Source organism: Paenibacillus sp. Mc5Re-14 (genome assembly GCF_001049835.1).
Lineage (GTDB): Bacteria > Bacillota > Bacilli > Paenibacillales > Paenibacillaceae > Paenibacillus > Paenibacillus polymyxa_C.
Genome location: NZ_CVPD01000001.1, coordinates 672,273 through 684,584, shown reverse-complemented (window position 1 = coordinate 684,584; position 12,312 = coordinate 672,273). Strand labels below are relative to the sequence as shown.

The 12,312-nt window shown below is 45.5% G+C and carries 10 protein-coding genes; 9 read left to right on the top strand and 1 reads right to left on the bottom strand.

Features of this window, described 5'->3' with window-relative positions:
• Nucleotides 1-22: 22 nt before the first annotated feature.
• Nucleotides 23-1,141: a sporulation integral membrane protein YtvI gene (ytvI, locus tag BN1546_RS03115; RefSeq protein WP_090735925.1), complete on the bottom strand. Its 1,119-nt coding sequence runs from the start codon at nucleotides 1,139-1,141 to the stop codon at nucleotides 23-25.
• A 331-nt stretch (nucleotides 1,142-1,472) separates the two neighbouring features.
• Between ytvI and citZ the strand changes: the two genes are divergently transcribed.
• From citZ to BN1546_RS03070, 9 genes are all read left to right on the top strand, one after another.
• Nucleotides 1,473-2,585, top strand: a complete 1,113-nt coding sequence (gene citZ / locus BN1546_RS03110; RefSeq protein ID WP_013370349.1) for a citrate synthase — start codon at nucleotides 1,473-1,475, stop codon at nucleotides 2,583-2,585.
• Nucleotides 2,586-2,732: 147 nt separating this feature from the next.
• Nucleotides 2,733-4,028: an NADP-dependent isocitrate dehydrogenase gene (gene icd, locus BN1546_RS03105; RefSeq protein ID WP_016819629.1), complete on the top strand. Its 1,296-nt coding sequence runs from the start codon at nucleotides 2,733-2,735 to the stop codon at nucleotides 4,026-4,028.
• A 16-nt stretch (nucleotides 4,029-4,044) separates the two neighbouring features.
• Nucleotides 4,045-4,986, top strand: a complete 942-nt coding sequence (gene mdh / locus BN1546_RS03100) for a malate dehydrogenase (RefSeq protein WP_025676256.1) — start codon at nucleotides 4,045-4,047, stop codon at nucleotides 4,984-4,986.
• 354 nt (nucleotides 4,987-5,340) lie between these two features.
• The gene (locus BN1546_RS03095; RefSeq protein ID WP_090735922.1) at nucleotides 5,341-5,757 is read left to right on the top strand and encodes a hypothetical protein; all 417 of its coding nucleotides are present in this window, start codon (nucleotides 5,341-5,343) and stop codon (nucleotides 5,755-5,757) included.
• Between the two features lie 213 nt (nucleotides 5,758-5,970).
• The gene (locus tag BN1546_RS03090) at nucleotides 5,971-6,840 is read left to right on the top strand and encodes an SDR family oxidoreductase (protein WP_176702318.1); all 870 of its coding nucleotides are present in this window, start codon (nucleotides 5,971-5,973) and stop codon (nucleotides 6,838-6,840) included.
• A gap of 122 nt (nucleotides 6,841-6,962) precedes the next feature.
• Nucleotides 6,963-8,107, top strand: a protein-coding gene (locus BN1546_RS03085) for an IS3 family transposase (protein ID WP_090735917.1) whose coding sequence is annotated in 2 segments (ribosomal slippage) — nucleotides 6,963-7,236 and nucleotides 7,236-8,107 — 1,146 coding nt in all. Because the reading frame shifts where the segments join, the coding sequence is not laid out codon by codon here.
• Nucleotides 8,108-8,251: 144 nt separating this feature from the next.
• The gene (pnpS, locus tag BN1546_RS03080) at nucleotides 8,252-10,054 is read left to right on the top strand and encodes a two-component system histidine kinase PnpS (protein ID WP_013370355.1); all 1,803 of its coding nucleotides are present in this window, start codon (nucleotides 8,252-8,254) and stop codon (nucleotides 10,052-10,054) included.
• A gap of 128 nt (nucleotides 10,055-10,182) precedes the next feature.
• The gene (locus BN1546_RS03075) at nucleotides 10,183-10,914 is read left to right on the top strand and encodes a response regulator transcription factor (protein WP_013370356.1); all 732 of its coding nucleotides are present in this window, start codon (nucleotides 10,183-10,185) and stop codon (nucleotides 10,912-10,914) included.
• A gap of 157 nt (nucleotides 10,915-11,071) precedes the next feature.
• Nucleotides 11,072-12,196 carry a methyl-accepting chemotaxis protein gene (locus tag BN1546_RS03070; RefSeq protein ID WP_090735914.1) on the top strand — a complete coding sequence of 375 codons (1,125 nt, stop codon included), beginning with the start codon at nucleotides 11,072-11,074 and terminating at the stop codon, nucleotides 12,194-12,196.
• Nucleotides 12,197-12,312: the final 116 nt, after the last annotated feature.

Below are 12,312 nucleotides of genomic sequence, written 5' to 3'. Positions count from 1 at the left end.
TGCCGTTATCCCCTATCCATGACTAACGGACTCTTCCAGCAAGAATATAGTTGCGCAAGTCCTGAATGACATTTGCGCGATTTAGTGCATCAAGGACGATGAGTGATACAGGTCCGATAATGAGTCCTAAAACGCCAAACAGCTTGAGCCCGATGAACATACCGATGAGGGTGGGAAGCGGGTTCAATCCCACGCTGCTGGCCAGCACCTTAGGCTCCACGATCTGCCGTCCAATCAACAGGATGGCATATAGGATCGACAATCCAACCCCTAGTGCTAAATTCCCTGACATATACGCATACAGTATCCACGGAATCATCACAATGCCAACCCCTAAATAAGGTAACAAATCCACCAGCCCGATCATCAAACCGATGGTAAAGGCCGATTCTACACGTAAGATGAACAGCCCAATGATAACCGTTAATGCCGTAATGGAAATGATAATAAACTGTGCACGCAAATAGCCGTACAATGCTTTACGCAGATCGTGCCAAATATCTGACAATGGTTTGCGGAACGTATCTGGAACCGTATTCGAAAGTATCCGATAATGTCGATCCCAATCCTTACTAATAAAAAAGGCCGATAATACAATAACCATAAGCACAGCTCCCATATTAGGCAGAGAGGTTAGCAAATTCAAAACCCCATTAAAAAATTGACCAACTAGCGTAGTAACAGCCGAACTGACGGTTTGAGTCGTTTTATCAATATTGCTGTTGATGGTGTGTTGGTAATCGGGATTATCCCGAATAAAATGGTTGATTTCAATAATTATATTTTGGATCAAATCGCTTTGAGTCCAATCAATAAACAGGCTTTTAAAACGCTCGATATGCCCGTCAAAAGTCATGGCCAGCTTAATCACTTCTCGAACCATGCGGGTGATTGCAGCAGACAGGATGATTGCGATTCCGCCTAAATATACAAATAATGAGACCGTGACAGCTGCCCAACGCGGCATACGAGCCTTGTTACGCAAAAAAACGACCAGTGGGTTCATAGCATAGGCCACAAGCCAGGCGAATAGGAAAGGATAAACGAGAGGGAACAGCACATATATGCCCAGCAACAGAGCTACAATCACGATTACGACCCATAGAGCACGTAATATGCGATTCAGGATTAACCGGCTCAAGCGCTCACGACTCCTTTCACCTTAAAATCAGTGCTCTACTATACTTATGCGGGGAGAGGGTAAGACAAGACCTATGTAAAAAAGTGCAAATGAGCTCATATTTTTTGTAAGGGGTTTCAAAAATTTCTTTATAGAAGCGATAAAACATTTGAATGTGTTGGAATAGCCCTCAATGTTCACATAAACGACAAAATCCAGTATAGTGAAAGAAGGTTTAAATATTGACATATGGCGTTAACATTACTCAGCTATTTAAAAGACATATCTTACTTTTGAAAATGTTTACATTGCAAGTCCGTTCACAATGTTTTTACAAAGGAGAGATGTAACGATGACGGCGACCAAAGGTCTGGAAGGGATCGTAGCGACCACTTCCTCCATAAGCTCTATCGTAGATGGCGTTCTCACGTACCGGGGTTATAACATTGATGATTTGGCTGTTAACGCCGATTTTGAAGAGGTAGCTTATTTGTTGTGGTTTGGAAAATTACCTGACCAAGAACAATTGCAAGAGCTTCGCAGCCAGTTAAGCGACTATGCTGCTATTCCGGATGAAATTATTACTCAATTAAAGTTATACCCGAAAGAATTGAGCACGATGGCTGCCTTGAGGTCAGCTGTATCGTCTCTTGCTTTGTATGACCCAGAGGCGGATGATATGTCAAGAGAGTCCAATGTGACTAAAACCGTCAAGCTTCAGGCGCAATTGCCCACAATTGTGGCAGCCATAGCACGTATACGCGAAGGCTTGGAACCAATTGCGCCTAAAAAAGGTGTTTCTATTGCTGAAAACTTTTTGTATCAGCTGACTGGCAGGGATCCGGAGGAGACGGCTATTAAAGCGTTCAATCAGGCTCTCGTGCTGCATGCCGATCATGAATTGAATGCTTCGACCTTTGCTGCGCGTGTAACGGTAGCCACTTTATCAGATATTTATTCCGGGATCACGTCTGCCATCGGGGCCTTAAAAGGACCGTTGCATGGTGGAGCCAATGAGGCTGTTGCCAAAACGTTGGAGGAGATTGGCGGTCTGGATCAGGTGGACTCCTATATTCAGGCCAAACTGGATAACCGCGAAAAAATTATGGGCTTCGGACATCGTGTCTATAAAAACGGTGATCCGCGTGCCAAGCATTTGCACAAAATGTCCCGCGAACTGGGAGAAATGAATGGCGACACTACGTTGTTTGATATGTCAGTTCGAATTGAAAGTATTGTAACAGGGCAAAAAGGCTTGAAACCGAATGTGGATTTTTATTCTGCTTCCGTATATACCCAGCTGGGTATTAAGAGGGATTTGTTTACTCCTATCTTTGCTATGAGCCGTGTATCGGGGTGGACTGCACATATTTTAGAGCAGTATGAAAATAACCGTTTGATTCGTCCTCGTGCCGAATACACAGGCCCAATGGATCAAAAATATGTGTCACCAGAGTTGCGCTAACCTTTGGAGGAAGATTGAGGTTGTATACCCTGAATTTAAAAAATAAGGTACAATAGAAGGGTCGGCGAGAGATGTAATTTTTTGTCTATGATAAAGATCATGTCTTTCGTCCTGTACCCATTCATATCTGAGGAGGAAAAGGAACTTATGGCGAAATTTGAAAAGTTTGAGCTCCCAACTGAAGGCGAAAAAATTACGATTGATAACGGTCAACTGCAGGTTCCAAACCATCCGGTCATTCCGTTTATCGAAGGTGACGGCACAGGTCGCGACATCTGGAAAGCTTCCAAGCGCGTACTGGACGCAGCTGTAGAAAAGGCATATAACGGCACGAAAAAGATTGCCTGGTATGAAGTATTCGCTGGTGAGAAAGCTTTCAATACATACGGCGAGTGGCTCCCTAACGATACGTTGGAAGCCATCCGTGAGTATATTGTAGCCATTAAAGGTCCACTTACGACACCTATTGGCGGTGGTATCCGTTCATTGAATGTGGCATTGCGCCAAGAACTGGATTTATACGTTTGCCTGCGTCCTGTTCGTTACTTTAACGGTGTCCCGTCTCCAGTAAAACGTCCTGAGTTGGTGGACATGGTCATTTTCCGTGAGAACACAGAAGATATCTACGCAGGGATCGAATATGCCGAAGGGTCCGAAGACGTGAAAAAGGTGATTCAGTTCCTTCAGCAAGAGCTGGGCGTGAATAAAATCCGTTTCCCTGAAACTTCAGGAATTGGGATCAAGCCAGTGTCTTCCGAGGGGTCAAAGCGTCTGGTACGGGCAGCTATTCAGTATGCTGTTGACCACGGACGCAAGAGTGTAACGCTCGTACACAAAGGTAACATTATGAAATTTACCGAAGGTGCCTTCAAGAACTGGGGCTATGAAGTAGCCGAGCAAGAATTTGCAGATAAAGTATTTACATGGGCCCAATATGATGTCATCAAGGAAAAAGAAGGTGAGGATGCGGCAAATGCAGCTCAAAAAGCAGCTGAAGATGCAGGCAAAATCATTATCAAGGATGCGATTGCTGATATTGCACTTCAGCAGGTGCTGACTCGTCCTTCTGAATTTGATGTCATTGCTACGCTGAACCTGAACGGGGACTATCTGTCCGATGCTCTTGCTGCTCAAGTTGGTGGAATTGGTATTGCGCCAGGTGCAAACATTAACTATGTAACCGGGCATGCTATCTTTGAAGCTACACATGGTACAGCTCCCAAATATGCTGACAAAGACGTAGTGAACCCAGGTTCCGTAATTCTGTCCGGCGTCATGCTGCTTGAACACTTGGGTTGGAAAGAAGCAGCTGACCTGATTTACAAAGGGCTGGAGACGTCCATTAATAAGAAGATTGTAACTTATGACTTTGCCCGTCTGATGGATGGTGCTACACAGGTGAAATGCTCCGAGTTTGCGGATACCATTATTAGTAACCTGTAAGGAAGGGGAATACTACTTGACCATTCAACGCAAAAAAATATCCATAGTTGGCGCCGGTTTTACCGGTGCCACTACCGCATTGCTGCTGGCTCAAAAGGAGTTAGGTGATATCGTACTCATCGATATTCCGCAACTAGAGAATCCGACCAAAGGCAAAGCGCTTGATATTTTGGAAGCTGGTCCAGTGCAGGGATTTGACACCCAGATCATGGGCACTTCTAATTACGAGGATGCAGCTAACTCGGATATCGTCATTATTACAGCCGGGATCGCGCGCAAGCCGGGTATGAGCCGTGATGATTTGGTCAATACGAACGCAGGAATTGTAAAATCCGTATGTGAGAATGTGAAGAAGTATGCGCCCGATTCTATCGTCATTATTCTGAGTAATCCGGTCGATGCTATGACCTATACTGCATACCAAACGCTTGATTTCCCGAAAAATCGGGTTATTGGTCAATCAGGTGTGCTGGATACAGCCCGGTATTGTACCTTTATTGCACAGGAACTGAACGTTTCGGTTGAAGACGTGCGCGGCTTCGTTATGGGTGGTCACGGTGATGATATGGTGCCGCTCGTACGCTATTCCAGCGTGGGAGGTATACCCATCGAAAACCTGATTTCTCAGGAACGTATCAAGGCGATCGTACAACGTACACGAGTGGGCGGCGGAGAGATCGTTAACCTATTGGGTAATGGCAGCGCATATTATGCTCCGGCAGCTTCGCTTGCGCAAATGACAGAAGCGATTGTAAAAGATAAAAAACGGATTATTCCAGTCATTGCTTACCTGGAAGGAGAGTATGGCTATCAGGACTTGTTCCTCGGTGTGCCTACACTTCTTGGCGGTAATGGCATCGAAAAAGTGTTCGAGTTGGAATTGACAGCCGAAGAAAAAGCAGCGCTCGATGAATCCGCTGAAGCGGTTCGCAATGTGACTAAAATAGTCAACGTATAGATCCGATTTTCTACTAAAATAGTATACTTTTACTTGAAGAGGTGTCCCCTAGCCAACGTTATGGCTGCTGGCCACCTCTTTTATTTTTTAATAGTCTATTCTTTTTCTTCCTTTTCATTTAATATTGAAAATTTCAGTTTGGGTTTGTACCCTCCCCCCAAGCTGAAACTTTCCCCGTCCTATTCCTTTGCTTTGATCCACTTCCCCGGTATAATAGAGTTCATATGCACTAATAGTTACATAGAAAAGCATGTCCCAAAACATTGCAAAGATGCTAGTCATTCGTTGGAATATGATCGTTCTATGGAAAAAAAACAGTTTGTAAGAAAACAAAGAACTGGGAGGTTGTAAAAAATGTTTTTCATTCACATTATTGGATCACTGGCAATGGGCTTTTATTTATTGCTTCCCTTCGTCGTGGGCAAAATCGACAAATTGGCTCCAAGCACGCAGGAAGGGACGATATCGGCTGTACAGCTATTGAACCGTCTGGCTCAATTTGCACTGATTCTTGTGCTTATTAGCGGCATCTATATGATCTTTGTTTGGGATTCTTATTCGGTAGCATGGATCGTTGTTGTGTTGGTGTTGTTTCTTGCCATTTCCGGTATCGCTGGTGCTATGGGTAAGCCATTACGCTTGTCATTGGAAGCGGTTCGCAACCAACAGCCGATTACGCAATACGCTGGTAAAATGCGGATGTTCAGCACGCTGCTGGCTGTCTTCATGATTCTAATTACGATTTTAATGGTATACAGCCATATTATTTAATGAACCATTTTAATCGGCCAATTAAATAATGACGAAGGCTAACGTTGAATAAAGCGGTCTGTGCAGAATAAGCACAGGCCGTTTTTTTGTGTGCTCAGATAGCTAGTTTTTTCTTTTTTCGTTTAACCGATAAGTTTGTGTGGTAAATCAGGAGTAGAGTGGATGCAAATGTTGCATCCTAAAAAATATCTGATTTTGAAGGGAGAATGTATAATGGCTAAAAGCAACCAACCTCAGCAAACCTTGCCCCCACAGCATCAGGACCAGCAACCGGGGATTGAATCCAAAATGACGCCTGCACCTCAATTTGAAAAATCAACTTACAAAGCGGCTGGCAAGCTCACAGGCAAAGTTGCACTGATTACTGGTGGAGACAGTGGAATTGGGCGGGCTGTAGCTGTCACGTATGCTAAAGAAGGTGCGGACGTAGCTATCGTCTACTTGAATGAGCATAAGGATGCGGAAGAAACCAAGCGTCAAGTCGAACAGGAAGGACGCAAATGCGTGTTGATTCCTGGCGATATCGGAGATGACCAATTTGCCAAAAAAGCGGTGCAACAGACGGTGAACGAACTGGGCAAGCTCGACATTGTCGTGAACAATGCGGCCGAGCAGCATCCACAGCAAAAGCTGGAGGATATCACCAAAGAACAGTTGGAGCGCACGTTCCGTACGAATATCTTCGGTATGTTCTTCCTGACACAAGCGGCATTGCCGCATTTGAAGAAAGGGAGCGCGATCGTCAACACAACGTCGATTACCGCGTATGCTGGGAATAAGACACTCATTGATTATTCCTCCACCAAAGGGGCAATCACATCATTCACTCGTTCCCTTTCGCTCAATTTGGCGGATCAAGGTATTCGGGTGAACGCTGTAGCCCCAGGACCGATCTGGACACCGTTAATCCCGTCTACCTTTGATGCAAAAACAGTGAGCGAATTTGGAGGAGCACAGCCTATGAAGCGCCCAGGTCAGCCGGAAGAATTAGCGCCAGCTTATGTGTACCTTGCCTCAGACGATTCGTCTTATGTAAGCGGGCAGGTTATTCATATCAATGGCGGTGAAGTTGTAAACGGATAAGAGGATAAAGAAAAGGTTGGGGCAGTCGGGACTGACCCCTTAACGTGAGACAAATCAAAACACCTTCAAGAGAATGCAACCATGTCGTAAGATATGGAGACAACCTTGGAGGTGTTTTTTCGTTGGCAACAAGAGTCAGTTATCCATTAGAAGTTAAAATGAAGGCGATTGAAATGAGAATTGCTGGTATACCGGTCAAAGAAATCATGGAGCAATTAAACATACGAAACAAGACACAAGTGGAAACTTGGATGAGATGGTACCGTAATGGCGAGCAGAACCGTTTAGAGCAGCCTGTAGGTAAACAATACAGCTACGGTAAAGGGCCCGAATACACTTCGGAATTAGAGAAGGTCCAGGCTGAGAACAGGTTTTTGAGACAACAACTAGAGTTGCTAAAAAAGTACAGCGTACTGGAGAGGAGGTATCGTCAAAGATCGTAATGGAGTGGATAGAGTCGATCCGAGGGGAAGTGAGTGTGAAGCAAGCTTGTGCATGGATAGGAATCCCTCGCGCCACGTACTATCGCTGGAAGGCGGAGTATGCGAGCAAACTTGAGGATCACTTGGTAGAGAAAATCCGCGAACTCTGTATCCAGCATAAATATCGTTATGGATACCGGAAAATCACCGCCTTGCTTCGGAGGGAGTATATGGTAAACCACAAACGCGTGCAACGGATTATGCAGCGTGAAGGGCTGCAATGTCGTGTCAAAGCGAAGAAACGGAAACCTACTGGGCAACCCATTCATATCGCGGAGCATCTGCTAAAGCGACAGTTTGAAGCAGATACGCCTATGCAAAAACTTGTAACGGACATTACGTATTTGCCATTTGGAGGAAGAATGTTGTATCTGTCGAGTATTTTAGACTTGTTTAACGGAGAGATTGTGGCATACAGTATAGCTGACAAGCAGGATACCGCATTTGTGCTCGATACCCTTCGTCAGTTGCCATCTCTACCAGGTGCAATACTTCATAGCGATCAAGGCAGCGTCTACACATCCTTGGCCTACCAGGAAGCTGTAAAAGGAAAAGGCATTACCATGAGCATGTCCCGTAAGGGAACGCCTGCTGATAATGCCCCCATCGAATCGTTTCATTCCACACTAAAGTCTGAAACGTTCTACCTCGAAGGTTTAACCTGTACGACGACGGCAATCGTCGAGCAGACCGTTCGAGAGTACATCCTTTACTATAACTCAATTCGCATTCAAACAAAACTAAACAACCAGTCGCCGGTTCATTTCCGACAACTGGCTGCTTAAACTTGGAAGGTGTTTTGATCCCTGTCTCACAAACGGGGGTCAGTCCCGTCTTTTGCTCCGGCCTTTTTTTCTTTTCACAGTGGAACATAATGCAGGTAGCCTGTAGAATGAGATTAACTTACATAAAAGGATGGGCAAATTTCTATGAAATCGTTTCGTTTCAGGCTTACCCTGATCATGCTGATTTTGATTGGCGTATCTGTCCTTGCTGCTGGGATCACTATGGGGCAAATTTTCAAAAATTCGAATATGAAGGTGCTAGAGGAGAACATGGGTCGCGAGATCGATCTGCTTCGCGCTACTTTCCCATTTGTTAATGCTGATGCCCTATCCAGCACAGATTACGTCTCCTATTATTCTCAGAAGGCGAAGGAAATTGCCCATCTGACCGATTCGCGAGTGACCTTCATTCGTAAGGATGGAACGGTGGTGGGTGATTCGTTAAGCGATCCACGCAAGATGGAAAACCATGCATCGCGTGAAGAAATACGGCAAGCTACGTCGGAGGGAATCGGACGGACGATACGCTACAGTGAAACTTTGCAACGAAACATGCTATACGTCGCTGAGCCTGTTGTATCGGACAAGGGCTTTGACGGATATATCCGTTTGTCCATGAGTCTGAAAGCGGTGGAAGAGGGAATGCAGCGAGGCTGGACGGCCATCGGGATCGGTCTTGTGTTGCTGTTTATTGCTGCTGGACTGATGAGCTATCGTATTGCTCGCAGCCTCACCTCGCCCATTGAACATATTACAGGGGTAGCCAACCGCATTTCAGGACTAGATTATGACGCTAGGGTCGGTGTACAGCGCCGGGATGAGGTAGGACAACTGGGTGAAGCCATTAATCGTATGGCCGACAGTCTCCAAAACCAAATGAAAACGATACGTGACAATGAGGATCTCCTCCAGAGTGTCATGAGTAATATGACAGGCGGGATTCTGATGATTGATGCTCGTGAATGCATAGCGCTTGTCAACCGTGAGTCTGAGCGAATGCTCGGTGTCGTGGGTAAGCGGGTGACAGACAAGCCGTATCATGAGCTGAAGAAGCACTATGAGCTCACAAAGCTAATTGAGGGCAGTATACAAAGCCGAGAAAGGCTGCATGGTGAGGTGCATTTGTACAATCCTGAGGAACGACTCGTTTTGCTGGATGGTGTCCCTATGTATGAGGATGAAGGGGGATACCGGGGGATGCTGTTCTTGTTGCAGGATATTACAGCTATTCGACGGTTGGAAAATATGCGAAGCGAATTTGTGGCAAACGTATCCCATGAGCTAAAAACACCGATTGCCGCAGTCAAGGGTTTTGCCGAGACATTGCTTGGTGGCGGGGTTAAAGATGAGGAAACGGCCCGTTCCTTTTTGCAAATTATATATGACGAAAGCGAACGACTGAATCGACTGATCGGCGATATTCTGGAGCTTTCCAAAATCGAGTCCAAACGGTCCCCTCTGGATTGCTCTCCGATTCATATCTCATCATTCATAGAATCATTGCTGGAGAAACTGAACAATGTAGCTGCCAAAAAAAGAATTACGCTGCACATGGATATCCCAGATGAACTGTTTATGGAGGCAGATGAAGATAAGCTTCAGCAGATTTTCCTGAACCTTTTGTCTAATGGCATTAACTATACCCTTGATGGCGGCAAGGTAAAGATCAAGGTTATAACGTTACAACGGGACAATGACACGGAAAAGGTCGTATTTACAGTCAGTGATACGGGTATTGGGATACCGAAGAAGGACCTGCCACGTATCTTTGAGCGCTTTTACCGTGTGGACAAAGGACGCTCGCGCAACTCGGGCGGAACGGGACTGGGATTGTCCATCGTCAAGCACTTGGTCGATCTACATCATGGTACACTCTCAGTGGAAAGCGAGCTTGGTTTGGGTACCACGTTTACCGTTGAATTACCGTTATTGCAACAGGAAGAATGAACTATAACATTTTTTACATTGTGTTAACAATGCCGTGATAAAATAAACGGGTGTCGCATGAGTACGGAAAAGATTTCAGGATTTTGACCAATGCGCCTTTAACAGGTAAACAGGAGATGAAGTTATTAATGGGACAACGTTTGCTGGTTATTGAGGATGAACCAACGCTTGCCAGATTGCTATCCTACAATTTGATACAAGAAGGTTTCGAAGTGGACACGGAGGATCATGGCAGTGCTGGGTTTGAAAGAGCCTCCAGAGAATCCTACGATTTGATCCTGCTGGATTTGATGCTGCCGGGGATGAATGGATTGGATATTCTCAGCAGACTTCGCCATCAGGGGCTGACAACACCTATCATTATTCTAACCGCTAAAAACGGGGAGGCTGAGGTGGTCCAAGGACTGAAGTCGGGTGCTGATGACTACATCACAAAGCCTTTTGGCGTTTCTGAGCTACTGGCCCGCGTAACGGCTGTACTGCGAAGAACATCCGGAGGGGATGAAGGAGTGTTGTCTGAACAGAAAGATGGCTCCAAAATTCAACTGGGCGAGCTGGAGATCTACCCTGAGAAATATGAAGTCATTCTTGGAGGTCAGTCCATCAGCTTAAGACCGAAGGAATTTGAGGTGCTCCTCTATTTGTCCCGCAAGCCGGGTGTGGTCCTGACTCGGGATGATCTAATGAATGCCGTGTGGGGCTTTGACTACATCGGCGGTCAACGGACAGTGGATGTACACGTCAGTTCCTTACGTAAAAAGCTGGAGCTTGATCCCGACTCGGTTCATATTGATTCAATCCGTGGAGTGGGGTATAAGCTGGTTGTAAATAAAAAAAGAAGCGCTTCTCATTTGTTATAAATGAGGAGCGTTTTTCTCTTTCCAGGCAGTAGCAGCGACTTTTATGTCCATTTTGTGATTTTACATTTCGTTAACAAAAATAGCCGTTAAAATCAACAAATGACCGATATGATGTTCCCGTCACTTCAAGTAGTTAAAAAAAGGGGACTTCAGAACGATGATAACGGAACCAAAGACCCAGACGAGTTCCACTGCCGTGATTGAACGTGATACGTTCAAGCCGATTACTACCTATGTGCCATGCCGGGAGGTTCCGATCATTGGCACGGATATGTCTTGCAAAGAACTGTTAGCACTCATGAAAACACAGGAAGATATTCCCTGTGTCATCGTCGTGGATAAAAATGATCTTCCTTTGGGCATCATCATGAGAGATGCGTACAATCGTCATTTTACGGGCAGGTTTGCTGCGGCATTGTTCTATGACAAACCGGCTTCTATATTTGCCGATCCCAATACATTAATTGTGGATCTGAAAAGTCCAGCAGCGGAAATTGTAGAACAGGCGATGATGCGTGAAGATCAGCGTTTTTACGATTGTTTACTGATAAAGGAAGGGACAAGATTACTCGGTGTACTCACAATTCGTGATATCCTGTCTGTCGTTCAGCGAATGCAAAGAGAAGCAGACGAAGATCGGGGCGATGTGATTCGACATAGCTATGACGGAGTCCAGCGTATTCGGATGACTGTTCTGGATGCAGCGAAAGAGGCCGATGACAGTGTGCAGTTAACCCGCTCAATGAGTGAATTATCCCGCCGTGGCAAAGTGGAACTGGAGGATGTTCTGCTTTCTTATCATGCAGTGATGGAGCAAATGAAGCGCCAGCATGAGCAGATGACGGCGTTAACCCAATCGCTCAATGATATTGCGGGCATGGCTTCATCCATTCGTGCACTGGCAGATCACAGCGGATTGCTGGCAATCAATGCGTCCATTGAAGCGGCTCATGCTGGTGAACACGGGCGTGGTTTTCAGATTGTGTCTCAAGAGGTTCGAAATATGTCACTCCAGACCAAAGCTTTTTCTGTACAGATTACCGGCTTACTTACTCATATCGAGCAAATGCTGCGTGATACCGCTGAACTGACGGATACGAGTATGCAGCAGATTCATACAGGGTCTAAATTTATATCTGCCGGAACCCAAACGTTTGCCAAATTATTGCAGGCAGTCGATGAAATAGAGGCTAAAAACAGTGAAATGTCCCGTTCCGCAGAAGAAGCGGCCTTGAATGCAGCCGGAATTGCACACGAGCTTGAACTCATGCTGAGTTCTTGATCATTTTACATACCGTTAACAAATCCACCACACTGAATTTACACACAGCTTATATAATCTTCATATTGTGCAAATCAGGTGCAATGCTTGAGGACCATAACTGCAACACGAAGGAG